The organism is Sorangium aterium, assembly GCF_028368935.1.
GTDB lineage: Bacteria > Myxococcota_A > Polyangia > Polyangiales > Polyangiaceae > Sorangium > Sorangium atrum.
On record NZ_JAQNDK010000001.1, the window covers coordinates 1,404,895 to 1,430,779 of the forward strand.

General features: G+C 69.2%; 18 protein-coding genes. 7 read left to right on the forward strand and 11 right to left on the reverse strand.

What is annotated here, in order from left to right; all coding sequences use genetic code 11:
• Positions 1-94 precede the first annotated feature (94 nt).
• From tssC to POL72_RS05180, 10 genes are all read right to left on the reverse strand, one after another.
• A complete protein-coding gene (tssC, locus tag POL72_RS05135) occupies positions 95-1,579 on the reverse strand; it encodes a type VI secretion system contractile sheath large subunit (protein ID WP_272093885.1) in 1,485 nt (494 codons plus the stop codon).
• A 3-nt stretch (positions 1,580-1,582) separates the two neighbouring features.
• Positions 1,583-2,083, reverse strand: a complete 501-nt coding sequence (gene tssB / locus POL72_RS05140) for a type VI secretion system contractile sheath small subunit (RefSeq protein ID WP_272093886.1) — start codon at positions 2,081-2,083, stop codon at positions 1,583-1,585.
• A gap of 151 nt (positions 2,084-2,234) precedes the next feature.
• Entirely contained in the window at positions 2,235-3,914 is a 1,680-nt protein-coding gene (tssA, locus tag POL72_RS05145) for a type VI secretion system protein TssA (RefSeq protein ID WP_272093887.1), read from the reverse strand.
• Between the two features lie 142 nt (positions 3,915-4,056).
• Entirely contained in the window at positions 4,057-5,031 is a 975-nt protein-coding gene (tagF, locus tag POL72_RS05150) for a type VI secretion system-associated protein TagF (RefSeq protein ID WP_272093888.1), read from the reverse strand.
• 533 nt (positions 5,032-5,564) lie between these two features.
• Positions 5,565-9,281, reverse strand: coding sequence for a type VI secretion system membrane subunit TssM (gene tssM, locus POL72_RS05155; protein WP_272093889.1), 3,717 nt, complete (start codon positions 9,279-9,281; stop codon positions 5,565-5,567).
• Between the two features lie 41 nt (positions 9,282-9,322).
• Positions 9,323-10,000 (reverse strand): DotU family type IV/VI secretion system protein, encoded by a 678-nt coding sequence (locus POL72_RS05160; RefSeq protein WP_272093890.1) that lies wholly within the window; start codon positions 9,998-10,000, stop codon positions 9,323-9,325.
• A 34-nt stretch (positions 10,001-10,034) separates the two neighbouring features.
• Positions 10,035-11,396: a type VI secretion system baseplate subunit TssK gene (gene tssK / locus POL72_RS05165; RefSeq protein WP_272093891.1), complete on the reverse strand. Its 1,362-nt coding sequence runs from the start codon at positions 11,394-11,396 to the stop codon at positions 10,035-10,037.
• Between the two features lie 181 nt (positions 11,397-11,577).
• Positions 11,578-12,336, reverse strand: a complete 759-nt coding sequence (gene tssJ / locus POL72_RS05170; RefSeq protein ID WP_272093892.1) for a type VI secretion system lipoprotein TssJ — start codon at positions 12,334-12,336, stop codon at positions 11,578-11,580.
• A 126-nt stretch (positions 12,337-12,462) separates the two neighbouring features.
• On the reverse strand, positions 12,463-15,159 hold the full coding sequence (gene tssH, locus POL72_RS05175; RefSeq protein ID WP_276596381.1) for a type VI secretion system ATPase TssH: 2,697 nt from the start codon (positions 15,157-15,159) through the stop codon (positions 12,463-12,465).
• Between the two features lie 45 nt (positions 15,160-15,204).
• Positions 15,205-17,088 carry a lytic transglycosylase domain-containing protein gene (locus POL72_RS05180; protein ID WP_272093894.1) on the reverse strand — a complete coding sequence of 628 codons (1,884 nt, stop codon included), beginning with the start codon at positions 17,086-17,088 and terminating at the stop codon, positions 15,205-15,207.
• A gap of 200 nt (positions 17,089-17,288) precedes the next feature.
• On the opposite strand from POL72_RS05180, the gene POL72_RS05185 reads away from it, so the two are divergent.
• Together POL72_RS05185 and POL72_RS05190 are read left to right on the forward strand one after the other, a co-directional pair.
• A complete protein-coding gene (locus POL72_RS05185) occupies positions 17,289-18,581 on the forward strand; it encodes a type VI secretion system-associated FHA domain protein (protein WP_272093895.1) in 1,293 nt (430 codons plus the stop codon).
• Positions 18,582-18,713: 132 nt separating this feature from the next.
• On the forward strand, positions 18,714-19,364 hold the full coding sequence (locus tag POL72_RS05190) for a hypothetical protein (protein ID WP_272093896.1): 651 nt from the start codon (positions 18,714-18,716) through the stop codon (positions 19,362-19,364).
• Positions 19,365-19,738: 374 nt separating this feature from the next.
• Here POL72_RS05190 and POL72_RS05195 read toward each other — a convergent pair whose 3' ends face one another.
• Complete coding sequence (locus POL72_RS05195; RefSeq protein ID WP_272093897.1) at positions 19,739-20,656, reverse strand: hypothetical protein; 918 nt, start codon at positions 20,654-20,656, stop codon at positions 19,739-19,741.
• A gap of 517 nt (positions 20,657-21,173) precedes the next feature.
• Here POL72_RS05195 and POL72_RS05200 point away from each other — a divergent pair.
• From POL72_RS05200 to tssG, 5 genes are all read left to right on the forward strand, one after another.
• On the forward strand, positions 21,174-21,686 hold the full coding sequence (locus POL72_RS05200; protein WP_272093898.1) for an Hcp family type VI secretion system effector: 513 nt from the start codon (positions 21,174-21,176) through the stop codon (positions 21,684-21,686).
• Positions 21,687-21,951: 265 nt separating this feature from the next.
• Positions 21,952-22,437 (forward strand): type VI secretion system tube protein TssD, encoded by a 486-nt coding sequence (gene tssD, locus POL72_RS05205; protein ID WP_272093899.1) that lies wholly within the window; start codon positions 21,952-21,954, stop codon positions 22,435-22,437.
• Between the two features lie 46 nt (positions 22,438-22,483).
• Positions 22,484-22,903: a type VI secretion system baseplate subunit TssE gene (gene tssE, locus POL72_RS05210; RefSeq protein WP_272093900.1), complete on the forward strand. Its 420-nt coding sequence runs from the start codon at positions 22,484-22,486 to the stop codon at positions 22,901-22,903.
• Between the two features lie 73 nt (positions 22,904-22,976).
• Positions 22,977-24,746 carry a type VI secretion system baseplate subunit TssF gene (gene tssF / locus POL72_RS05215; RefSeq protein ID WP_272093901.1) on the forward strand — a complete coding sequence of 590 codons (1,770 nt, stop codon included), beginning with the start codon at positions 22,977-22,979 and terminating at the stop codon, positions 24,744-24,746.
• Positions 24,710-25,843, forward strand: a complete 1,134-nt coding sequence (tssG, locus tag POL72_RS05220) for a type VI secretion system baseplate subunit TssG (RefSeq protein ID WP_272093902.1) — start codon at positions 24,710-24,712, stop codon at positions 25,841-25,843. Before tssF ends, tssG begins: the two co-directional genes overlap by 37 nt.
• Positions 25,844-25,885: the final 42 nt, after the last annotated feature.

A 25,885-nucleotide genomic window follows, 5' to 3' on the forward strand; every position in this document is an offset into this window, starting at 1 on the left:
CCGTGGGAGGTAACATTCCCCCCGGCGGCGCGCCCTCGCCCCCCCGCGCCGCGGCCTGGCACCGCCGCGTGGCGGCGGTGCCGTGGCCGGCGGCTCACTCCTTGTCGAGCTTGCCGACGAGGCTCAGCGTGAAGAACGCGCCCATGTACTTGAAGTGCGGGCGCACCTGCATGTCGACCTTGTACCAGCCGGCGTTACCCGGCACCTCGGTCACGATGATCTTCGCCTTGCGGAGCGGCCTGCGCCCGCGCGTCGCCGCGGAGACGACGTCCTGATCGGCGACGTACTGGCCGATCCAGTCGTTGAGCTCCTTCTCGAGATCGGCGCGCTCCTTCCACGTACCGATCTGCTCGCGCTGCAGCACCTTCAGGTAGTGCGCGATGCGGCACATGATGAACATGTACGGCAGCTGCGTGCCGAGCCGGTAGTTCATCTCGGCCGCCCTGCCCTCGTCGCTCTGCCCGAAGAACTTCGCCTTCTGGGCGGAGTTGGCCGAGAAGAAGGCGGCGTTGTCCGAGTCCTTGCGGAACGTGAGCCCGATGAAGCCCTCCTCGGAGAGCTCGAACTCGCGCCGCTCGGTGAGCATGATCTCGGTCGGCACCTTCGTCTGGATCTCGCCCATCGCCTCGTACTGGTGGAGCGGCAGGTTCTCGACGGAGCCGCCCGCCTGGGGGCCGATGATGTTCGGACACCAGCGGTACTTGGCGAAGCTGTCGGCGAGCCGGGTGGCGAAGGCGTACGTCGCGTTGCCCCAGCAGTACGCGTCGTGCTTGCCGACCACGTCCTCCTCGTAGTTGAACGCCTTCACCGGGACGGTGTTGGCGCCGAAGGGCAGGCGGAGCAGGAAGCGCGGCATCACGAGCCCGACGTAGCGCGCGTCCTCGGTCTCGCGGAACGCGTTCCACTTCGTGTACTGCGGCCCCTCGAAGAGCGCCTTGAGGTCCTTCAGGTTGGGCAGCCCCTGGAAGTCCTTCAGGCCGAAGAACTGCGGTCCGGCCGCCGCGATGAAGGGCGCGTGCGACATCGTCGCGACAGCGGCGCACTTCTGCAGGAGCGCGATGTCCTGCGGGCCCGGGCCGAACTCGTAGTTCGCGATGATCGCGCCGACCGGCTTGCCGCCGAACTGCCCGAACTCGGCCGAGTAGACGATCTTGTAAAGGCCGCTCTTCGGCACCTCGGGGGCGTCCTCGAAATCGGCGAGGAGGTCCTCCTTGGAGCAGTTGAGCATCTCGACCTTGACGTTCTCGCGGAAGTCACACCGGTCGATGACGAACTTGAGGCCGCGCCACGCGGACTCGAGCTTCTGGAAGCTCGGGTTGTGGAGGATCTCGTCGATCTGCCGCGACAGCTTGACGTCGATCTCCGCGATCAGCGCGTCGACGAAGGCCTTGTCGACCTTCTCCCCCTCGCGCCGCGGGGCGACGAGCTCCGAGATGAAGGCCTGCACGCCCCGCTTGGCGATATCGTACCCCTCATCGCCGGGCGTCATCTTCGTCTCGGCGAGGATCTCGTCGAGCAGCGACCCGCCCTCGAGGGTCTGGACGCCCGCGCTCCCCGCGGCCTGTGTCTCCGTCGCCATCGCTTACTCCCCTTCCTTGTCGAGCCCGAGCTCGCTCACGATCTTGTTGCGCTGAGCCGGGTCGCTCAGGATCTGCTGAATCTTGTTGCGGAACGCCTTCTCGTTTCCGAGCGGGCCCTTGAGGGCCGTCAGCGCGGCGCGCAAGTCGAGCAGCTTCTTGAGCTCCGGCACCTGGTTCGCGATCGCCTCGGGCTCCATGTCGCTCAGGCGGCGGAACTTGAGGTTGACCGTGAGCTCGCTGTTCTCCTGCTCGGACAGGACGTCCTTCACGTTGAAGGTGAGCGCGAGCTTCTGCTCGCTCATGACCTTCTGGAAGTTGTCCTTGTCCACGTTGATGGGCTTGCGGTCCTCGAGGGGCCGCGGATCCGGCCGCTGCGTGTAGTCGCCGAGCATCAGGAGCTTCAGCGGCAGCTCGACGTCCTCCTTCGCGTTCCCGGTGGCCGGCTTGTACGTGATGTTCACGCGCTCTTTCGGCGCGACCGATCCCTCTTTCGATCCGCTCATCGCAGGCTCCTTTCCCCGTCAGCAGCGGGCGGAGCGCCCGCAGGCCGAACGAGCATAGAACAAAACCCCCGCCCCTCGGGCAAGCTTCTCGGCGCGACGCGCATCCGCCCTCGTGCCCCTCGTCGCCAACCTGGGTTCCTCGGCATCCCGCTCACTCCCCCAGCGACAGCTTCAAGGCGAGCGCCGCGTCGAGCTGGCAGACCCGCTCGAAGCAGAGCGTCTCCTTCGCCTTGGCCTCGGGGGTGGCCTCGTAGCCCTGGTTCAGGACCCGGTAGCACGTGTACAGCGCGGCGTAGAGCTCCGCGCAGAGATCCGGCTGCCAGGTGGTCAGTCGGTGGTGGTCGACGAGGTGCTCCAGCGCCTCGAGCTGCGCCCGCGCCACGAGGAACTGGGACAGCTCGATGTTGATCTGGGCCATCGCGAGCCTCACGCGGAAGCGGTCCAGCGCCGACGGAGCCGCGGCCGCGGCCTTCTCGAGGAGCGCCATCGCGTCGATGGGCTGCTGGTTCGCGACGAGCCCTCGGGCCTCGGAGAGCGGTTTGTCGAGGTAGCTCCGCGGCCTCGCCGGGGCTGCGGCGCCGCTCGCACCCGAGCCGCCGAGCGCGGCCGCGACCTCGGACGAGAGCCAGGCCTGCGTCTCGCCGTCCGCGAACGGCGTACCGTCGCTGAACTTGAGGGTCGGCAGGAGCGGCGCGCGGAGCAGCAGGGCGCCCACCTCGACGAGCACCGCCCGCTTGGCGTCGGCGTAGTCGTCGCCGAGCTGCTCGAGCGCGTTCGCGACGTACCGGTGCGGATCGAGCCAGAGAGGGTAGCTCTGCGCGTACTCGTCGGCGACCTGCAGCAGATCGGCGAACGCCCCCTGGCTCGTGAGCGCCGGGAGCGTCTGCAGCACGTGCTCGGGCGGCGGCGGGATCGCCGTGCTGCCCGTCGGAGACGACGCGCCCGGATCGTCGAGGAGGTCGACCCAGAGCCCGACCCGCAGGATGCGGTACGCGGACGCCCGCTTCGGATCCGCCGCCCGGAGCGCGTCGCCCGCGCGCGCCATCAGGGGCGAGCACTTGCCGAGGGCGGTGAGCGCCGAGTCCTCGTCGACGATCGCCTCGAGGCTGAGCGCCGGATCGCCCGCGGCGGCCACGGCCACGGGCGCGGGCGGCGGCGCGGCGGCCGCCGGCGTGGCCGCCGGCGGTGCCTCGACCTTCGGCGGCTCGACCCGCGGAGGAGGAGGCGGCGGAGGAGGAGGAGGAGGAGGCGGCGGCGGCGCCTCCGCGGGCAGGCTCGCGACGAGGCTGCGGACCGCGTTCCGCAGCGGGCCGAGCCCTCCGTAGGCGTCGCCGAGCTTGTCGGCGAGGTCGACGTCCAGGGCGCGGCTCACCTGGTCGATGGCGTTCACAACGTCGCGGTCCGCGGCGGAGACGGCGAGGCCGGAGAGCGTCCCTGCCGCGAGGTCTCCGAACCAGGAGCACAGGTTGCCGCGCGCCTTGGGCCGCTTGATCGCGGGATACATGGTGTCCCAGAACGCGTTGCTCAGCTCTTGCACGAGCACGAGCCCGTCGAGCAGGCCGGGCAGCTTGTCGACCTGCGACTTCGCCGCCGCGTAGTAGAGAGCGACGCGGAAGTCCTTTGACTTCTCGCTCAGGAGCTCATCGGCGACGCTCGCGATGCGCCCCCAGTCGACCTTGCCGCCCGCGAGCGACTGCAGCTTGTCGACCTCGTTCTTGAGGCCCTCGAACGCCTCGTCGTAGGTGACGTCGGCGCCGACGCCGCCGTTGATGGGCGCGAACAGCGCCTCGATCCGCTCTTTGGATTGTTGGACGGCGTCTTCAGCGGCCATGGGGCGCGCAGGATATCAAGGCGTCCTGGGTGTGGACGGCGAATCAGACGACGATTGCATGGCGGCTCCGGCGGTGAGCCGGACGGCGCACCGGAGCGGCCGCGCGCGGGGTGGAGCGGGTGCCTTCGGCCCGGCCATCGGCTCAGCCGAGGGCTTCCAGGAAGCTGTCGAGCGACAGGTCGGTCCGGGCGACGAGCGCGTCGAGCTCCGGCCCGAGCGCATGTCGGGAAACGTGCTCCTCGACCCGTGGAGGTCCGCAGAGATCGGCGATGTGTTCGGCCTGGGTGGTCGGCGCGATCATCTCGCGGAACGAGCCCACGTGGGGGGGACCGAGGTGGAGGAGCAGGGTGCGCTGGGGTGTCCAGAACGCGTTCATCAGCGTGCGTCCCCATTTCGACAGGCGGCGGGTCATGTCCATCCACACGGCGGCGGCGTAGGCGTCTCCTGCGCCGAGCGGCAGCCTGAGGGCGAGCCCTGTCCTAGGGAGCTCCTGACCGCGGAATGGGATCACCGAGTCGAGGATGTTCTGCAGCACCCAGAAGCGGCTCGCGTCGGTGCCGAAGCCGGCGTCCCAGAGCGCCTTCATCGGCTGGGTCCTCAGCCACGCGCGGTAGGCGGCGTGCGCCGCGTCGGGGTCGTCGAGCGACGGCGGCGCGATCTGGGAGACGCGGTGGAGGAAGGCGTCGACGGGCAGGGTCCTGCCGTTCGCAGCGGCGTCGTGGGCTGCGGCGAGGAGGGGGAAGAGGGTGATGGGGAGCGACGGCCCGGCGGAGACGAGTTGATCGTAATCGTAGGACCCGAACACCACCATCGGGTAGAGCCGCCCGGCGTTATCGCCGCTGGCGGCCCAGGCGCCCACGAGCCCGCGGGTGGGCGGCTCGTCGCCCTTCGGTTCGCCGTGGAAGACGAAGAGGCCCAGGGCGGTCTGGTAGTGCGCGTCGAAATGGGCGCCCATGGCGCGCCGGGCGAAATCGATGGACGCGCCCAGCCAGCGGTCGAAGGCCGCGAGCTCTTCTCCGCCTGCGTTCAGCCGGATGAAATCGCCCGTGGCGGGCAGCTTGCCGAAGCAGCCGATCTGCGGCGGAGCGGCAGGGCCCTTCTTGCGGCGCCAGAACATGACTGCTGGGAGTGAACCACGAACCGCTCACCGAGCGCTACCACCTTCCCGGTTGCGGGGGAGCGTGCGGGGAGGGAGCCGGGCGCGCGGGGGCGGCGGGGGGCCCTCCCGCGAACTCGCGCCTTTTGGTGGCCATTGCCACATGCGCGGATGAGCCGAGATCATTCGCGTCCCGCTCCGGCGCGGGCCGGCGCTCGGATTCGCGGGGCCCTCCCCCGCCGCCCCCGCGCGCCCGGCCCCCTCCCCGCACGCTCCGTTCCAGTCCGCGCGACCCGTCCCCCCGTCCAGGATCCTTGCCCCTCTCTTCCCCCCTTTTCACAAAGAGCCAGCGGGGGAGGGGGTGTCGTGCGGGGGGCCGGCGGGGTAGGGCCCCGCGAACCCGAGCGCCGGCCCGCATCGGAGCGCCTCGCGCCCGGTCTCGGCTCCCCCGTTCTCACGGCAACGGCCCCCCAAAAGGCGCGAGTTCGCGGGAGGGGCCCCCGCCGGCCCCCCGCACGACACCCCCTCCCCCGCTGGCTCCGTTGCTGTCTACCTCACCCTTTGCCGAAGCGATCGCCGATGCTGGCAGGGCAGTTGGTCGCCCGGAAGAAGCTCGTCGGGAACGGGTGGTTCCCGCGGGTCGGCCGGATCTCCATGGTCACGATCACAGGCGGCGCGGTCATCTGCCAGGTCACCGTGAACAGCTCGTCGTTGTCCTTCTGGGCGGTGGTCGTCCCGGCCTCGAAGAGCCGGAAGATCCCCCACGGCCCTTCGCGCACGAGCTCCTCGTCGAGCCCGCCCGCGCCGCGCACCTGGATCCTCGCGCCCTTCGCGCCTTCGCCCGGCCAGTTGAAGGTGTGCCAGAACTCCTTCTCGTTGCGATAGAGCCTCTTCTGGCCGTCGACCTCGAAGACCACCTCGCTCACGATCGGGCTGACCGTCTTCATGTTGATGTGGAAGACGACCTTCGGCTCCGCCCCGCCGCTGCTCCCGAAGAGCGCGTCGGAGATCTCGTTCGAGCGCCGGAGGCAGTTGTACAGGTTCGCGCTGAACGGCGTGAACGGCTTCGCCGCCTGCGGCTGCCCCGACAGGTGGGCCTTCGGGAAGAACTCGTGCCCGACCTGGTAGTGGAAGCCCTTGAGGTACGTCTCGTAGAAGCCCCAGAGCACCCCGTCCTTCGGCTTGAAGAAGGCCATCGCGTCCTCGAGCGACGCGTCGCGCGACGAGGCGAGGTTGAACGGGTAGCGGTCCTTGATCTTGTCGCGGTAGTGCGGCCAGACCTCGACCTCCCAGATCCCGCTCGCCGCGCCGCCTGCGCGCCGCACGACGGCCTTGTACGCCTGCCGGAGGGGGTTCATGAGGAGCGGCTCCATCAGCCGCTGCCCGTTCTGGTCCATCGAGAGCAGCAGCCCCTGGGTCTCCTTCACCGCGTCCTGGAACGCCTCCGTGGCCTTCGAGGTGTCCGCGTCCGGCGGCCCGTCCTCGACGACGCTCATCTCCCCTGCCAGCCGCTCGAGGTGGCCCACGTACTGGCCGAGCTTGGGCGGGGGCGGCGGGGGCTGCCCTTCGCCTGCCGGCGGCTGGGGCACCCCGAAGCTGGCCATCGACTCGAACTTGTCGGGCACCGGATCGTAGTGCTCGCGCTGGTTCCCCGTGAGCATCGAGTCGACCCGCACGCCCGTCCGCCGATCGACCTTCTGCGCGATCATGTCCTTGGCCCTGTCGAGCAGGCCGCCGTCCGCCGTCAGCAGGCTCGGCTTCTCGTCCTTCCCGAACTGCGTCTCGTCCGAGAGCCGCTGGAGCAGCCGCCGGTAGGGCCAGTCGGGCGTGGAGAGCACCCTGAACTCGTGGATCGCGTCCCGGTTCGTCTTCGGGACGTCGACCTGGATGTCGCGGAAGAACGCCTCCCACTGCGCGATGTACGCGTTGTCGTAGTCCTGCCGGACGCGGTCGAGCTCCTTCTGGATCTGGTCGCCCTGCCGCTTCTCGTCGCTCGACAGCGGGAGCACCCAGAGCTCGCGCTCGAGCTTCTTCCTCCCCTCCTTCAGCGACTCGAGCACCTGCGCGTGCCCCTTGGCCGTGTAGGGCCCCTGCACCTCGAACCACGTCCCGCCCCGGTTCTTCTGCGCGCTGTGGATGACGGTCAGCACCTCGGACCGATCCGCGAACATCTCGTTGAGCGACACCGGCGGGTACTTCAGGTTCTCCGGCGTGTTCGGCCCCGACTCGTCGTACTTCTGATCGATCAGGCTCGTTACAAACTGATCGTAGTAGCGCTTCGTCGGGTCGACCCGCAGCAGGTCGGCGCGCGCCCGGGCGATGAGCGGCTCGTTCAGCTCCTCGGCCTCGAGCTTCTTCCGCCGCACGAGGTCGATGTAATACGCGACGTGCGGCGTGAGCCGCTCCTTGAGCTCGCTCTCGGGCAGATCGGTGAACGGCTTCAGGGTGTCGGCCCAGACCTGGACGAGCCGCCCGGTCTGCCACCGCGCCGCCTGCTCATCCATGTGGCCCTGGTACTCCTTGCCGAGCAGGAGATAGCTCCGCAGGGCGTTGTAGCCGTCCAGGAACTCCCCTTCGCGCACCTTCTCGAGCTTCGCCTCGAGCTGCGCCTTCGCAGGGCTGACGAAGCCCTGCTTCAAGCTCATGATGTACTGGCCCATCGTCGGCGGGAACAGCTTGTCCCCCTGGAACATGAACCAGCCGTACTCGATCGGCGTGTTCTCGACGTAACCGTCGAGCTTCCCCACGTGCTCCTGCAGCCGATCGAGCTTGTCGATGTTCGCGCGCACGTTCGGCGGCGTGCCGGCCCGCCCGGACCAGTCCACGAACGCGATCTCGTCCGAGATGCGCCGGGTCTCGGCGACGAGCGCCTTGTTGTTGAAGTACGAGATCAGCGCCGGCAGGAGGAACAGCAGCGCCACGAGCGCCGCGGCCGCCGCGACCAGGATCCGCTGCATCCGCCGCCGCCGAAGCTCCGCCTCGGAGCGCGCGGCGAGGTCCTGATCCGGGAAGACAACGTTGGTGAAAACGTCGTGCAGGAAGAAGCTCTTCGACTCCTTCGGGACCGCGGCGTCCTCCTCGCCCTCGCCGAGCCCCGCGCGGAGCCCGAACGCGCGCCCCATCGCCCCGACCACGCGGTCGAGCGGCCGCCCCTCCTGGACGCCGCTCGTGAAGTAGAACCCGCGCAGGATCGGCGTGGGCGCCGCGCCCGCCTTGGGCGCGAACGCCGCCGCGATGAAGTCCGACAGGTTGCGCTTCACCGCCGCGAACTCGAGCGGGAACTGGTAGCTCTTCTCCTTCACCTCGCGGTTGCGCTCGCCGATGAGCCGCTTCGTCAGCCGCGCGTGGAGCTTCTCGACGAGCACGTCGAACTCGCGGTCGAAGATCTTCCCGGGCTCGTCCTTGTTCTCGTCGAGCCGCACGGTGGCGCCCCACGCCTGGGCGCGCTCGCTCTTCTTCAGGTCGCCGAAGTACTCGGTGAAGCCCGCCACCAGGTCGCTCTTCGTGAAGAGCACGTAGACCGGCAGGACCATGTGCAGCGTCTGCTGCATCTCGTCGATGCGCGCGCGGATCTTCTTGCCGGTCTGATCGATCTGCTCGTCGCTCGCGTCGAGCAGCTCGCTCAGGCTCACCGCGACGATGACGCCGTTCAGCGGCTTGTGCTCGCGGTGCTGCAGCAGGGTCTCGAGGAACGCCATCCACTCGTCGTGGTCGTCGCTCTCGGTCGTGTACCGGCCGGCCGTGTCGAGGAGGATCGCCTCGTTCGTGAACCACCACTCGCAGTTCCTCGTGCCGCCGACGCCGCGCACGCCGGTGCGCTCGGGGTCGACGTACGGGAACACGAGCCCGGAGTGCCGGAGGGCAGTGGTCTTGCCTGCCCCGGGCGGGCCGACCATCACGTACCAGGGGAGGACGTAGAGCGCGTCGGCGCCCCGCTTGCCCCCGCCGAGCTTCGAGGCCTTGAGCGCGGCGATGCCCTCCTGCATCTGCCGGTTGAGCTCCTGGATCTCCGCGCGCCGCTCCGGCTTCGCGTTGATCACCTGCTCCTGCGCCTGCTGCGCGATCGCCTTCTCGAGCGCCCGCGCGGCGCGCGCCGCGCGGATGCGCCTATAGATCGCCAGCCCGACGAGCACCGCGAGGACGACCGCCGTCGCCACGAGCGGGATCTCGATCGGGAACGCCTCGGCCCCCTCCCCTGCCGCCGGGCGCAGCATGAACCACACTCCCCACACGGCGGTGAGGAACAGGGCGCTCAGGATCCACAGCCACATCGGAAGTCTCCCTCGGGAACAGCAGAGAACGGCGGAGTCGCCTAGGTCCCCGTGCTGATCAGCTTCTTGATCTGGTCGGCCACGCCCTCCGCGTCCGAGGCCACGACGAGCCGGAGCACGATGACCACGAGGACGGCCAGCACGAGCAGCCCGAGCGCGATGGCCAGGTAGGGCAGCTCGCGGCGCACCGCGTTCGCCCCGCCGTCCTTGCGCTCCGCGTTCGGCGCGAGGACCTCACCGCCGCCCTCGGAGACAGCGACGTGGTTGCCCACGCCCTCGATCACGGCGCCGAGGCCCTCCTGCTGGCGCAGACGATATTTCCCCTGGAAGCCGAGGGCCAAGCAGAGGAAGTAGATTTGCGCGACGTGGTTCCTGCCGCGCTGGCCGTAGAGGTTGTCGAGGTTCGTGAAGAACCCGTCGCCGGCCGTGTTCAGCTGGAAGAACTGGAACTGCAGCGGGTTCTGGAGCCACTGCGTCCTCCCCGGCCAGTTCGAGTTGAAGATCACCTCGTCGGCGAAGGCCGCGAGCGCGAACTTCGCGTCGATCATGTCCTGCTCGGGGATGCGCGCTTCCCGCCCGTTCTGCATCATCGTGTCGAACAGGCCGAGGACGCGCCGCTGGAGGATGTCGGGCGCCGGGAGGTCGCGCGAGTTCCTGAGCTGCAGGATCAGCGAGAGCACGTCGGAGCACACAAAGTACATCGTCTGCGAGAGGCTCATGGGCTCCTCACCCGGAGGGGGCGGCCTGACACGTTCACTTTCCTGCCGGGACGGCGATCAGCCGGAGATCGACCTTTTGCGGTTCGATCGGCTGGTAGATAGCGATCGTGCCAGAGCCGAGGATATCGTTCCAGTAATCGCCATTCTGGTTGACGCGGAGGTAGACGAGGCCCGGCTTGATCGGGATGGCGCCCGGCGGCCGGTACTCGATGGCGACGTTCACGCCGGGCGTCGCGGAGTGCAGGATGTGCCCGATCTGCGTCCACGAGCCGATCTTGAGCAGGCGCGGGAGCCGCTCGCGCAGCGTGGCCTCGTCCGTGCCCTTCGCCTCGAGGAACATCTCGTGGCTGCGGGGCAGCTTCGGGTCCTCGAACCTGCCGAGGTACATGCCGTCCTCGCGCTTCTCGAGCGGCACGATGACGAACTGCTCCGTGACAACCTCGTTGATGAGCCTCCAGGCCCGGTCGAACATCGGCTCGAGGACGCCATCGAGCTCGAGGTAGTTGAACTTGGGGATCGTCGTCGGATCGCTGTCGGTCGCTGCAAAGGTGCAGAGCTCTCCGATGAGCGAGCCGAGGACGACATAACACTGCTCCGGGTGCGCGCCGCCGTGGTCGACGAGGTGCGACACGATCGGGATGTACGAGTTCAGGGTATGGAGCAGCCAGAACTTGGTGAGGTCGGAGGCCTGGAAGTCGACCGACGCCGCGCTCCGCATCCGCCGCCCCTCGACGAGCGACTTCTGCTTGCCGACGAGCGCCGAGAGCACGCGGCGGAGGCCGGACATGATGTGATCCGACGTGTTGATGCGGAGGACCGACGGGATGAAGCTCTTCCGCAGGGCGATCGCGCCGGAGCTGTCGCGGACGAGCTGCGCGATGCGCACGGTCTGGTAGGCGTCGCGCGGCTCGGTGCCGAAGAGGAGCCGCAGGTTGGTGCGGGCCCAGGTGACCGACTGCTCGTTGCGCCCGGAGTTCACGTCCGGGACCGTCGTCTGGGCGGCCACGAACCGCTGGGCGGGGCCTACCTTCGCAGGGTCCAGGCTGATGTTCGCCGCGGTCTCGCGCAGGTTCGGGATGCCGAGGAAGACGTCGAGCGTCTTCAAGGCGGCCGGGAAGGCGCCCTCGAGCGGCCGCGCCTCGACCTGGTCTTCGCCGCGATCGCCGATGAAGAACGGCGTGCCGTCGGGGAAGACGCCGTGGCATTTGACCACCTTGAACTGCCCAGCGGAGAGCGCTCGCTCATCGAACTGGGCGGACGTGATGCCCCAGTCATAGCCAACGACGGCGTGGAGGCGCGCGTGGAGCAGCGTCTCGTGGTAGGCGTCCGTTTGCTGCAGGTGCTGAGGGGTCATGAAGAGCCCCTCGGTCCAGACCGGCTTGCGCGGGTGAATCATGTCGCCCGTCCAGTCTTATCAGATGTGCCGTGCGCGGCGTCGCGAAAGCGGGTCGGGCGCGGGGAGCGACGACGCTGCGCTGCGCGCATCGGACCGCTCGTCGTCGACGGGGACCGCGCGGTCACGTCGCGCACGTCGCGTGGACTGCAGCTGGGAGGACGACCTGCGCGCGCCACGGCCATCACTTCCCCGGGCGAGCGGGCGCCTCCGGCGCGGCCACCTTCTTCGGCAGGCTGAGCCGGCGAACGGCGCTCGCGTTGGGGAACATCGACTCGTCGAACTCGACCCCGTTGTCGATCTTTGTCGAGTCGATGAAGAACGCGACCCGCGGATCGGCCACGGGCGGACCAGCGTCGGACTCGCGGCCGCCGCACTGGGCCTCTCCGGGCGGGAGCGGGAATTCGTAGAAGGTCTTCCAGCTGTTGCCCTTCGGGCTGTGGAACAGGGCGGCGCCGACGAGGTGGCTCGCGTCGGGCAGGCGCTCGAACTTCACCTCGACGAGGTCGTTCGGGAAGACCTCGACCTCGTCGACCTTGGCGAGGTCGTCCTCGAGCGTCTCCTTGTCCTTGAGGAGGATCTGGTCGTACGTCGCGTTCTCCATGCGCGCGCTGCTCTTCAGCTGGTAGAGCCGCACGACCACGGGCCGGGGGTTCCCGTTCTCGTTGGGGTTGATGTTGTCGGACGCGTAGATCGAGAGCGTCACGATCTGGACGTCGCACGGCTCGGGGGCCGCGGGCGGCGGCGCGGCGGACGTGCAGCCCGAGACCGCGGCGGGCAGCGCGGCGCCGAGGCCGACCGCGAAGGTCGCCGCCGCGATGGTTGCCGCGACCTTCGCCGGGGCCGCCCCGCGGAGGAGCGACGCCGGCCGACGTCGAGGCCCCGGCCGGCGCGCCGAGCCCTCCCCTGCGGGGGAGGGCGAACGCGGCTCCCCGATCCACATCGAACGCTGTAGGAGCTTGGCGAACGGGACCATGCTCCGCCCAATTTATGCGGAGTCTCGCGGCCAGTACAACTTTCGGTGTGCGAGCGGCGTCGATCGGTTCGTTTCAGTCCGATTCAGTCCGTTTCAGTCCGAGAACGAGATCGTGAAGTTCTTTTCGGCGTCGACCCCGATCTGGAGCCGCTTGGGGAGCGGCCCCTCCGCCATCTTCTCGAGGACGGCGACCGAGAGCAGCGGGAGGAGCGACGCCCGGAGGATATGGTCGATGTTGCGCGCCCCCGTGTCGACCTCGGTGCAGCGCGCCGCGATCGTCTCGACGAGCGCGTCCGAGTACGACGCCTCGATCCGCTGGCTCTTGCGCAGGCGGTCGACGAGCGCGTCGAGCTTGAGCCGCGTAATCTCGCCGAGCGCGTCGGGCGAGATCGGCAGGTACGGCACCGTCGTCATGCGCGCGAGCAGCGCCGGCTTGAAGTGCGCGGAGAGCGTCGGCTTGATCGACTCGACGATCTCCTTGATGAACTCGCCGTCCGCGTCGAGGCGGCGCGACGGGTCTTCTTCCCGCGCGGCGACCGTCATGTTCGTGATCTTGTCGGTCGCGAGGTTGCTCGTCAGGATGATGACCGTGTTCTTGAAGTCGACGAGCCGCCCCTCGCCGTCGCTCAGCATGCCCTTGTCGAACACCTGGTAGAACAGGTTCATCACGTCGGGGTCGGCCTTCTCGACCTCGTCGAGGAGCACCACCGTGTAGGGCCGCTGGCGCACGGCCTCGGTGAGCATGCCGCCCTCGCCGTAGCCGACGTAGCCCGGGGGCGAGCCGATGAGCCGGGAGACCGTGTGCTTCTCCTGGAACTCGGACATGTTGATGACCGTCATCATCCGCTCGCCGCCGAACATGAGGTCGGCGATCCCGAGCGCGGTCTCCGTCTTGCCGACGCCGCTGGGCCCCACGAGCAGGAACACGCCCTGCGGCGTGCTCAGCGGCTTCAGGCCCGCGCGCGCGCTCCGGAGCTCCTTCGAGATGCTCACGATGCCGTGCGTCTGCCCCTTGATCCGCCGGGTCAGCCGGTCCTCCATCTCGAGGAGCGCCTTCACGTCGTCCTGGACCATCTTGCCGACGGGGATGCCCGTCCACGCCGCGACCACGCTCGCGACCATGGCCTCGTCGACGTCCGGCCGGATCAGCGGCACCTCGCCCTGGCTCTGCTTGAGCTCGTCGAGGGCCTTCACGACGTCACGGCGCGCGGCGTCCCGCTCCTCGTTCGTCTTGGCCTCGTCCATCTTCTTGCGGGCGTCGATGACCCGCTGCGTGCCCGCCGTCTCCTTCGCGTAGTCGGCGCGCACCGACTCGAGCTCGGCCTTCGCCTTGGCGAGCTTGTCCTTGAGCTCCGCGACCCGCTCTTGATCGATGTGGACGCCCTTGTCCCGATCCCGCTCGAGCGCCTTGAGCTCGGTCTCGGCGTTCACGATGAGGATCTCGGCGTCCTCGACCGCGGCGGGGCGCTGCTGCAGCGCGACCTTCACCCGGGCCGCACAGGTGTCGAGCAGGTCGACCGCCTTGTCCGGCAGCTGCCTCCCGGTCAGGTAGCGCGCCGACAGCCGCACGGCCGCGGTCACCGCCTCATCCTGGATGATGACGTTGTGGGCCGCTTCGAACTTCGGCCGGAGCCCCCGGAGCATGACGACGGCCGCCGGCTCGCTCGGCTCGTCGACCTTCACCGGCTGGAAGCGCCGCTCGAGGGCGGCGTCCTTCTCGAAATATTTCTTGTACTCGCTCCACGTCGTGGCCGCGATCGTCCGGAGCTCGCCGCGGGCGAGCGCCGGCTTGAGCAGGTTGGCCGCGTCGCCGCCGCCTTGCTGGCCGCCCGCGCCGATGAGCGTGTGCGCCTCGTCGATGAAGAGGATGATCGGCTTCGACGACCCCTTCACCTCGGCGATCACCTGCTTCATCCGGTTCTCGAACTCGCCCTTCACGCCGGCCCCTGCCTGGAGCAGCCCCATGTCGAGCCCGAGGATGTCGACGCCCTGCAGGAGCGGCGGCACCTTCGGGTTCTCCGGCGTGCTCTCGACGATGAGCAGCGCGAGCCCCTCGACGAGCGCCGTCTTCCCGACGCCCGCGTCGCCGACGATGATCGGGTTGTTCTTGCGCCGCCGCGCGAGGATATCGATCACCTGCCGGATCTCCCGCTCGCGGCCGAAGATCGGATCGATCTGCCCCGCGCGCGCCTTCCCCGTGTAGTCGACGCAGAACTTCGCCAGCGCCGAATCGGGCCCGGCGCTCGCCATCCCGGCCGGCAGCTTCCCGGCCCCGGGCGCGCCCGCGCCCGCCGAGGCCGCCGCGGCCTCGGCCTCCTCCTTGGAGCCGGAGACGATCTTGGAGAGGTTGTTCTTGAGATCGTCTTTCGAGATGCCCTCGAGGTACGCGCCGATGCTGCTCACCGAGTACCGGGTCGGCTGCTGGACGAGGCGCTGGAAGAGCACGCCGCTCCGGACCCGGTGGTAGCCGTACTCCATGGATCCGACGAGATAGGCGTCCTGCATCCACTCGAGCATCGTCGGCGAGAGCACGGGCCTCCCGGCGTTGCCTTTCCTCAGCTCTTCCAGGCTGCGCTGGAGCGCGGCGCGGAGGTGCGACGGGTCGAGATCATAGTGGGATACGAGAAACGCGATGTCGGAGTTCGCGTCGTCGAGCAGCGCGAGGAGCAGGTGCTCGAGCGTGACCTCGTAGTGGCGCGCGTTGACACACTGGCCAATCGCCGCCTCGAGGGCAGAGGTGCAGTTCTTTGTGAGTCGCTTGACGATGGCTTTGGTGTCGACGAGCTGCATGCGCGGCATGCTAACCGAGGCGCGCCCTCGTCCGAAAGCGCCTCGTCAGCCTCGCCCCTTGCGCTTCTTCTCCGCGGCCTCCGGGGCGCGGCCCTCGGCCCCGCTCGCGTCTCCGCGCTCCCGCGCGGGCGCCTTGGCCCCCCCGCGGGTCGCGTCGCCGCGCGGCGCCGCGTCGCGGGCGCCGTCGTCCTTCTCCTGCGCGGCGAGCGATTCGCCGGCCGCGACGCGGTCCACCATGTCGGGCCGTATCCGCAGCTTGAGCAGGGCGCCGACGCGGAGCTTTTGGTCCGGCTCAATACGGTTATCGCGCGCGACGTCCTCGACGTCTATGACGAACTGCCGCGCCACGCCGATCAGCGTATCGCCGGGCGCGACGCGGTAGAGCATCACCTCGCGCGCGGACCGCGACTGCGCGCGCGCGGCGCGCGTCCGCGGCGGGGCGCTGGCCGCGTCGTCGTCGGACGAGCCCTCCGGGCCGTCGTCGAGCGACGACATCGCCACGGGATCGCGCATCGAGCGTCGCTTGCCGAGCGCAGGCCGGCCGTCGTCGTCCACGTCCGTCTCCGCCGTCTCGGCCGCCCGCTTCCGCGCGGGCTTCGGGAGGAGCGAGAGCAGGCTCTCGTCGTCCCGGCTCCCCCTCCGCGGCGCGAAGTCGCGCCCGCCGAGCAGGTCGACCGGATCGAGGATCGACGCGTCGTCCGTGGAGAGCACGTCCGTGGAGAGCATCGCGGGCAGGGCGGCCTGCGCTCGCGCCAGCGTGTCCGACGGGAGCATCACGAGGAAGTCCCCCCGTCCGGGCGGCACGCGGTCCCCCAGGATGTCGGGGTTCAGCTTCCGCAGCGTCGAGGTCCCGACGCCGGCGGCCTTCGCCAGCGTCTTGAGCGGCGTCCCCGGGGACACCGCGATCTCGGCGGCGTCGATCGGCCGGCTCACCGCGACCTCATCGAACCCGAACCGCTCCAGGTTGTTCGCGACGATCGCCGCCGCCCCGATCTTCGGCACGTACGCGGCCGTCTCCGAGGGGATCGCCTCCTGGCGCGCCAGCTCGTTGAAGTCGGACGTCCCGTAGCGATCGATGCGGTCGAGCAGCTGCTCGTAGCCCATGTTGTAGGCCGCGAGCGCGAGATCCCAGCTGCCGAAGCGCAGGTAGAGATCGCGCAGGTGGTGAGCCGCCGCCTGCGTGGCGAGGCGCGGGTTCTTCCGCTGGTCGAGGTGCCGCGTCTGCTGGAGCCCGTAGACCGCGCCGGTGGCGGGCATGAACTGCCAGAGCCCGACGGCGCCGACCGGCGATTTCGCCCGCGGGTCGAAGCCGCTCTCGATCATGGCCACCCAGAGGAGATCCTCCGGAAGCCGTCGTTCCCTGAGCTCGCCCTGGATCATCTCCTGGTACCGCCCGCTCCGCTTCAGCCACGTCTCGAACATCTGCCGCCCGCGGTCGGTGCGCGTGAAGAAGCGGACGTACTTGAGGGTGCGGCGCGACACGGCGAGCCGGAGGTCCGGCAGCTGCAGCTTCGAGAGCGCCTCGGCGCCGGCCGCGTCGAGATCGTCCACGTCGTCGGCGTAGCTGCCTTCCGCCGAGAACGCGCGCGGCGGCCGCGAGAAGCTCGGCCGGTCGACCTCGCACGCGGCGCCCTCCCGCGCGTCGCGCCCCGCGGCCTCGCGCAGCCGCCACAGCTCCCGCGACTCGCCCCCCGGCGGCGCTGCCGGGCCGTCGAGCCCGCGCGCAGGCGCCGCGGTCGGCGGCGGCGCCGCGGCGAGCGCCCCGACCGGCGCCGTCGCCCGCGGTGCCCCGAGCTGGTAGGTCGACACCGCCGACTGGACCGACGTGATCGCCGACTGGGGCGCCGCCATCCCGACCCCGTAGCCAAACGCCAGGGCCGAGACCAGGGGAGGGATCTTGTGGACGAGGCTCATTTGCGTGTGGTTCAACGTCGCACCATGTAGGCAAACCGGTCAACAAACCGGCCGGCCCGGGTGGGCGGGGGCTGGGCGGGCCGGCCTCGGCGCCCTCTGGGCGGGCCGGCCTCGGCGTGGCCTCTGGGTGGGCCGCACGCGGACTGGCGGGCCGCATGGTGCGGATGGACGTCAGGCACTCCCGTCCGGCGGAGCGGGTCTGCTAGTCTGCACCCATGCCGGCGGCGCTCTCGGCCCGCGTGTCCGACACCCAGGCCAACCAAAGCTTCGACGCTTCGTTCGAGCGCTTCCCTGTCCGGATCGGCAGGAATCAGCTGAACGACCTTCACATCGACCGGCCCTACATCTCCCAGTTCCATGCGGCGGTGGACGTCCGCGATCGCCGGATCCTCGTGCGCGACCTCGGCTCCACCAACGGGACGATGTTCGCGGGGCACCGGCTGGCGCGCGACACCTCGGTGGACGTGAGCGGCCAGCCGGAGATCACGATCGGCCCGATCCAGATCCGGCTCGCGATCATCGAGGCGCCGCTGAAGTCCGAGAGCCCGAACGACGGCACGCTGCTCGGCACGGGCGGAGACAACCTCTCCGCGCTGATCAGCCCGCAGAAGCGCGCCGCCCCCGGCGGTGAAGACCCGTACCTGCGGCAGGTCGTCCCGTACCTGGAGGCGTACCGGACCGCGTGGGCCGCGGTCTACCGGATGATCTGGGATCACCTCGCGCGCCTCCCGCCCGACGCGCGCCAGAGCTACCTGCGCCGGCTCGGCGAGGAGCACCCGAGCGTGCTCGCGGAGCGGGATTTCCAGAAGATCTCTCAGTACTACGGCGTCGACTACCGCACGCTCGGCGAGCTGGCCCCGGCGAACGCGGCGTTCGCAGCGCTCTCCGAGCTGGCGGGCGCCCTCGCGCCCGGCACGAAGCCGCCCGACGACGTCGCGGGCATCGTCAACTTCGCGCGGCGGCTCCGCGACACGATGGAGGTCTTCCTGAAGTGCTTCGTGAGCTTGCGCGACGGCTATCAGGAGTTCGAGGCCGAGGTGCTGGCGCGCGATCGCTCCGCGGAGACGGACAAGGTCGCGAACGCGCAGGACGCGAAGGAGCTCGGCACGGTCCTGCTCACGCCGGTCGGGGGCCCGGACGCCGCGCGGCACCTCCACGAGATCTTCGTGGATGTCATGAGCCACCAGATCGCGCTCTTGAACGGCGTGATGGGGGGCGTGAGGTCGCTGCTCGTCAAGCTCTCCCCGAAGACGCTCGAGGAGAAGCTCGAGCGCGCGGGCAAGAAAGGCGGGCTGTTCTCGAACAGGTACGAGGAGCTCTGGAAGCTCTACGAGCGCCGCCACGGCGACTATTCGGGGGAGGACAAGGAGACTTTTCGGGAAATATTTGGCGAGCAGTTCTCTCGGGCGTACGCTGCGACCGCCGCAGAGGACTATGGGTCGTCCGGCGAGTCGGGAGGCCGGAGCATCGTCCGCTTCCCCGGCTCTGGGAATCCGAACAAACGCTAGCGCCCCAACACGGCGGGGCTTCGCGCGGCGAGCCGCGTCTTGGGCTCGCCGATCTTCGCCGGAGGCGCGGCCGAACGCGAGGCGCCGTTCATGCGAATCAGGGAGAAAGTCGTAGCAGCAGGATGTCTGGCCGTGGCCGCGTGCCTCCTCGCCCCGATCGAGGCGGCCGCGCAGACGACGGTCCAACGCGATAAGAACTGGGCCACGGTCTCGGACGTGAGCCTCGTGCTGGGAAGCTCCGTCGTTTTCCTGATGCCGCGTGTCTATTACAGCGATCCGGAGGCCACCGTCGGCTGGAAGGGGCGCTGGCATTTCTCGGTCATGGCGCCCGCCATGACGATGACCGCGCTGACGCTGCTCGTGGACCTGCCGATCAAGAACGCGCTCGAGTCGACGCGCCCTGGCTGCTCGATCGACGAGACGAAGGCGGCTGTGTCCGACTCGGGCTGCGAGTCGTTCGGCGGCCCGTCGACGCACGCGTTCGCCTCCTGGGGCGCGACGGGCGCGGGGACGGGCATCTTCGTGGTCGACACGTTCCGCTACTCGTCTGGCCGCTTCAACGCCGGCGGCTTCATCGGCAATGTGGCCTTCCCTCTCACCGCCTCGGTCGTCACCACCATCGCCCGGAGCGTCGCCCCCGGCGACACGCGGCCGCACGAGAACGCCGGTCAGATCGCGATCGGCGGCGTCACCGGCTTCCTGAGCGGCCTCGCCGTCGGCACCGCCTACGCGATGCTCCAGCGCCCGAACTGCGGCTACGGCAACGCGCTGTTCTGCTGGTAGCCGCCTCTCCGGCAGGCCCACTCCCCTCTCTCCGCCAGGCCTCCCTCCTCCCCTCGCTAGCAAGCCTCCCCCCGCTCGCTGGAGCGGCCAGGGGTCGTGGGGGAGCGCGGGGGGCAGGCCGAGGTTCGAGCAGATCACGCGCGCCGCGTCCGCGCCATGCGCGGGCAAGGCGCGCGTCCGGCGGGCCCCCCCGCGCTCCCTCTACGACCCCCTACAGCGGTTTCCGCCCCCCTCTGCCCCATGCCGAGCAGAGCGGCGGTCTCCCGCACAGGAGACGGGCCCAGATCGGCGTTTTCGGCGCGCAAGCGCACTCCCGTGCGCTGAGCACCGAAAACGTCGAGGTGGGCCCGTATCCGAAGCGGGCGACCGTCGCTCTAGTCCTGTCCGACGACGCGCTCCCAGAGCGGATCGTTCGACGAGAAGAGCGTATCTCGCTCCACCCGGAGGAATCGCTGGAACTCGACGCGGCGGAGCTCGCGGTCGCTGTCGCGGTTGCCGTCGTCGTGCTTCACGATCTTCACCCGCACCTGCTCGAGCAGCTGAATGCCGTTCGGCTTGTAGGAGACGTCGGTGCGCAGCACGTAGCGAGCGTAGAGCCCGCGCTCGGTGACGGAGGGCACCACCGCCGTCCGCTCCAGGTCGACGGACGCCGCCTCGATCAGCCGTCCCCTTCGCGCGAGGTAGAAGTGGGCTCGTTGTCGGCAGTCGTCGGGATCAGGGCAGCTCTTCGTCTCGGCCACGACGAGGTTGTCGTTGCCGAGGCGCACCGGGGACAGCTTGGTCCCCTTGGCGGGCGCGCGGAAGCTGCCGACCCCGTAGACGTCCGCGCGATCGCCGGCCGCTCGCACGAGCGCCACGAGGCCGCCCTCGTCGCCGTTCTCGAACTTGAGGACGCGCACCCATACGGCGCGAAGCCCCTCCGGCCCGGAGCGGATCTCGACCTCGTCGGGATCGATCTTGCGCGGCCAGCCGGACTTGGAGATGCCGCCGCGCAGGGTCTCGTTGGCGAACACGTAGTGGCCGGTACAGTCGACGTCGGTCGGTCCGATCCCGCGTTCCTCGCTGTAGCCGGGAATGACGACGCTCAGCCACTGGTCTGGGTCGAGGGTGCGGACGGCCGCCTTGCCGCCTGCCCCGCGCTTCGCAGGCGGCAGCTGGGTCGTGCACACCGGGATCGGATTCTGCTTGCGTGTCTGGAGCTCGCCGTGTGGCTGCTCTGGGTACGATCCGCAGCCCGCGAGGGCGGCGGCGAGCCCCAGGCCGACGACGGAGCCGAAGCGAACGATGCTCACGCGCTCTTCGTATCATGCAAGGCGTCGCCAAGGCGAGTTCGCGACCCAACGCCCTGGCCGGCCAACGGCTCTGGCCGGCCAACGGTTCTGGCCGGCCAGCCCGCCTCGTTCTCGGTGTCGGCGGTCGCACGCATGCCAGATCACGCTGCCGTCCCCCGCGTCGTCACGTTCCCCACACGCCCGCAACGCGATGGACACGCCCGCGTCCTCTTATGGAAGCGATGGCTTCGCGACGGAATATTGCGCGCTCTCAGGAACCAAACGCGAACCAAACCCCAACCAAAAGCGAACCGAATGCCAAGAAACCCGCGCTGCCCCGGGACACAAAAGTCTTGACGCTCCCAAGGAGGGAGTTACCTTCTGGACTCCCTGAGACGAACAGGGGTAGAGATACGATGAGAGTCTTATCTCTATGTCTCTTAACTCCTAGTCCCGACGGGGCGGACCGTCTGCCAGCGCGCAATGGGGCGTAGACTGAGCCCAGGCGGCGAGTTCTTGAAGGAAGAGGCATCTGATCATGGCGTTGCAAGCTCATCTCCAGTTGAAGGGCGTTACCCAGGGCCCCATCGATGGTTCGGTCACCCAGAAGGGTCGCGAGAAGACCATCGCTGTCATCTCGGTGCAGCATCAGGTCGTGAGCCCGCGTGATCCGGCGACCGGCATGCCCAGCGGGAAGCGCCAGCACAAGCCCTTCGTGATCACGAAGGAGCTCGACAAGTCGACCCCCCTTCTTTACAACGCCCTGGTCACCAACGAGAGCATCTCGGAGTGGAAGCTCAAGTTCTACACGCCGGGCACCGCGGCCTCGAAGAACGTCGGCAAGGAGCAGAACCACTACACGGTCACGCTCACGAACGCGACGGTCGCGAGCATCGACTTCCACATGGACAACACCCGCCTCACGGACGGCAGCAAGGACCGGCCGGAGTACGAGCGGATCTCGTTCACGTACCAGAAGATCGAGTGGTCGTACGATGACGGCGACGGCGCGCGCCAGGCGGACGACGACTGGGAGACGCCGAACCAGTAGCGTCTAGCGGTAGATGTCTCGTCGCACCGGGCGGCCTTCGGGTCGCCCGGTTGCGTTTGTCGTCCTGACGTTGGGGCATCAGAGCGGGGCGCATCTTCGTGCGCTACGGGCTCGGCCGCTAGGCAGGCGAGTGAGGCGTACGAAAGTACGCCGCAGCGAGCCGAACGAGGCGGATGAACCCGTAGCGCACGAAGATGCGCCCCGCTCCAGAGGGTTCCTCAAAATCAGGCATGGCCATCACCCGCAGCAAGCTCAGAATGTTGGCATGCCCCTCAGCGCCTACCTCAGACTCACCGGCGAAAGACAAGGGGAAATCAGGGGCTCCGTCACCCAGAAGGGGCGAGAAGGTAGCATCCTCGTCACCGAGGTATTCCACTCGCTGGTGGGGCCGCGCGACCCGGTCACCGGACGCCCGACGGGCAAGCGGATGCACAAGCCCTTCATCGTCACGAAGGACCTCGATCGGTCCACCCCGCTCCTCCTCAACGTCCTCAGCCACAACGAGAGCATCCCCCGCTGGGAGCTCCAGTTTTACAGGTCGATCGCGATCGGTATCGAGAAGCCAGTCTTCACGGTCCAGCTCACGAACGCGAACATCTCGAGCATCCAGTTCCACATGCTCAACGTGAGGAACCCGGTGCAAGCGCGCGCGCCCGAGCAGGAGGAGGTCGCGTTCACGTACCAGAAGGTCGTCTGGATCTGGAACGACGGGGGCGTCTCCGCGGAAGACGACTGGCTCACGCCGCGCTGAGCGGGCGGGCTTCCGCTCGAGGCGCGAGCTGATCTACGATCCCGCCGTGGCCGGTGCCTCCCTCCTCACCCGAATCGCGCACGCGGCCGACCCGCACTCGACGGAGCGGCACACCTACCGGGATCACGACCTCGAGTCGGCCATCCTGACGCACCTCGGGCACATGCTGAACACCCGCCAGGGGAGCTCGCTGACCTGCCCGGACTACGGCCTGATGGAGGTCTCGGAGGTGCTGCATGAGTTCCCCGAGGCGATCGGCCTGGTGCAGCGCTCGCTCAAGAACTGCATCCAGACCTACGAGCCGCGGCTGAAGAACGTGCAGGTCCGGCACCTGCGCACGGACGCGATCCAGTCGATGGTCCTCGAGTTCGAGATCACCGCGCAGATTCACTTTCCCGATGGCCGGCGGCAGGCGCTCCGGCTCGGCGCTGCAGTGGACCAGAGCGGCAATGTCCGGATGACGTAGCCCCCGCCCGGCGGCCCGGCTCACGGCGGTTGACAGCCTTCGGCCCCGGCGGTCGACTGGCGGTGGCGAGAGGATGTTCAACAAGTACTACCAGGACGAGCTCACCTACCTGCGGGATCTGGGGCGCGAGTTCGCCGCCGCCTACCCCGGGATCGCGCCCATGCTCGCGGAGAAAGGCGGGGACCCCGACGTCGAGCGCCTGCTCGAGGGCGTCGCGTTCCTGACCGGCAAGATCCGCCAGAAGCTCGACGACGAGCTCCCCGAGGTGATCCACTCGGTCGCATCGCTGCTCTTTCCGCACTACCTCCGCCAGATCCCGGCGACATCGATCATCGAGTTCACGCCGCTCCCGAACGTGGTGCGCGAGAAGCTCGTCGTCGCTCGGCACGCGGAGGTCGGATCGGTGCCGGTCGACGGCGTCTCGTGCCGGTTCCGCACGACCCAGGACGTCGAGCTCGTCCCGCTCGCGGTGGAGGACGTGCGCGTCGACACGGGCGCGCAGCTCGCGCAGACGCTCCGCATCGAGCTCCGTCTGACCGGCGGAGCCGCGCTGTCGGGCCTGTCGCTCTCCTCGCTGCGCTTCTACATCCACGGTGAGCGCAGGCTGCAGGACGACCTCCGCCTCTGGGTCGGGGCGCACGTCGACACCGTCGCGCTGGCCGCGGTGGACGCCGCGGGGCGCGACACGACGATCGCGTCGCTCCCGGCGCGCGCCGTGCGGCTCACCGGCTTCTCCGATGAAGAGTCGCTGATCCCGTACCCGAAGACGGTCTACCCGGGGTTCCGGCTCCTGCAGGAGTTCTTCACGCTCCCGCAGAAGTTCGCGTTCTTCGAGGTGACCGGCCTGCAGGCGCTCTCGGCGGAGCGGATCTCGGACCGGTTCGCGATCCTGCTGCAGTTCAGGGACGGGCTCCCGCCGGGGACGAGGATCAGCAGGGAGAACCTCCGGCTGTTCTGCTCGCCCGTCGTGAACCTGTTCGAGCACACGAGCGATCCGATCAAGCCCGAGGCCACGAAGCACGAGTACCTCTGCCGCCCGGCGGGCGCGGCGCCCGCGGCGTTCGAGATCCACAGCATCGACAAGGTCGTCGGCATCGCCCGGCGCACGAGCCAGCGCGTCGAGATCCCCTCGTTCTTCAGCTTCCAGCACGAGCTCGATCCCGAGGCCGCCGCGCGGACGATCTTCTACCAGGCGCACCTCCGCCCGGCCGCCATCGGCGACGGCATCGACATGTACCTCTCGTTCGGCTCCCCGCAGGACGCCGGGGCCCTCCCCGAGTTCGACGTGATCAGCATCGAGGCGACGAGCACGAACCGCCGCCTGCCGGCGCAGCTGAAGCTCGGCGATCTCAGGGTGCCGACGGCGACCTCGCCCGCCGTGGCGAGCTTCACCAACCTCACCGGCGTCACCGCGCCGCTCCCGCCGCCGCTCGGGCGCGAGCTGCAGTGGCGCGTGCTGGCGCACATGGCGATGAGCTACCGCTCGATCACCGAGCTCGAGGTGCTCCGGGCGACGGTCGATCTCTACAATTTCCAGGCGATCGTCGATCGTCAGGCGGCGCGCGCGAACCAGCTCCGCCTGGCCGCGATCAAGTCGATCCGGGTGCGGCCGACGGATCGGCTGTACCGGGGGGCGCCGGTGCGCGGCGTCGCGGTCGACATCGAGCTCGACGAGGGCGGGTTCGTCGGCGAGGGAGAGATGTACCTGTTCGCGAGCATCCTGAACGAGATGCTCGGGTCCTACGTCTCGCTGAACTCGTTCACGCAGCTGACGGTCACCGGCACGAATACACGCGTGGTGCACAAATGGGACCCGAAGAGCGGCAGCCTGACGCTGATCTGAGGCCGGCTGCGCCGAGGGGCGCCGCGAGCGCCGACCCCGTCGCGCTGGAGACGCTCCGGCGCTTCGCGGATACCGCGCCGCGCTTCTCGTACTACCGCCTCATCTACCTGCTCGAGCGGCTCTTCCCTGCCGCGCCGCCGGTGGGCCAGCTCGGGCCGGCGCAGGACGAGCGCATCCGGCTGCGCGGCGACCCGTCGCTCATCTTCGCCTCGAGCGACGTGAGCGAGCTCGCGCCGGTCAAGTCGGCTGACGGCGTCGAGCGCGCCCGCGTCTCGACCACGTTCCTCAGCCTGTACGGCTCGGTGTCGCCGATGCCGGCGTACTTCATCGAGCAGATCGCGCAGGCCGACTACCAGGGCGGCCCGCAGCCGATCCGAGAGCTCCTCGACGTCTTCCACCACCGGCTCCTGTCGCTGCTCTACCGCGCGTGGACCAAGTACCGCCTGCCCGTCACGTACCGCAAGCAGGGCGCCGATCCCTTCTCGCGTCGGATGCTCTGCGCGGTCGGCGTCGACGGCTTCCGCGGCTACGAGACGCCGCTCGATCGCTTCTTCTTCCTCCGCTACGCGTCGGTCCTCGCCTCGAAATCGCGCTCGGCGAGGAACCTGGAGACGGTCCTGTCCGAGATGCTCGGCAACATCGGGGTGAAGATCGAGCAGTTCGTCGGTCACTGGACGAAGATCGAGAAGCCGTTCAGAAACAAGCTCGGCGTGATGAACCATCAGCTGGGCGAGAGCCTGACGCTGGGGCGCTATGTGTTCGACGGCTCCGGCCGCTACAAGGTCGTGCTCGGCCCGGTGGGCTACGACGAGTACCTCTCCTTCTTGCCCGGGGGCCGGCGGCAGGATCTGGTCCGCGGCGTCATCGAGACGTTCACGCCGGGCATCCACGACGTGATGCTCGAGATCCACGTGGACACGGAGGAGGCGCCTCGGTTCCAGCTCGGCTCGCCGCGCGCCGCGACGCTCAAGCGCACCGCGTGGATCGGCGGATCTGCGGCGGAGCGGCTCGTGATCACGATCCCCCTCGACGACAAGCACCTCGCGGGCGGCGACGACGAGGACGACGACGATCGGGGCGAGCCCCCGCCGATGTGAGCGAGGCCGAGCGCCGCCGCCGCGGGCCGCCGGGAGGCGCGG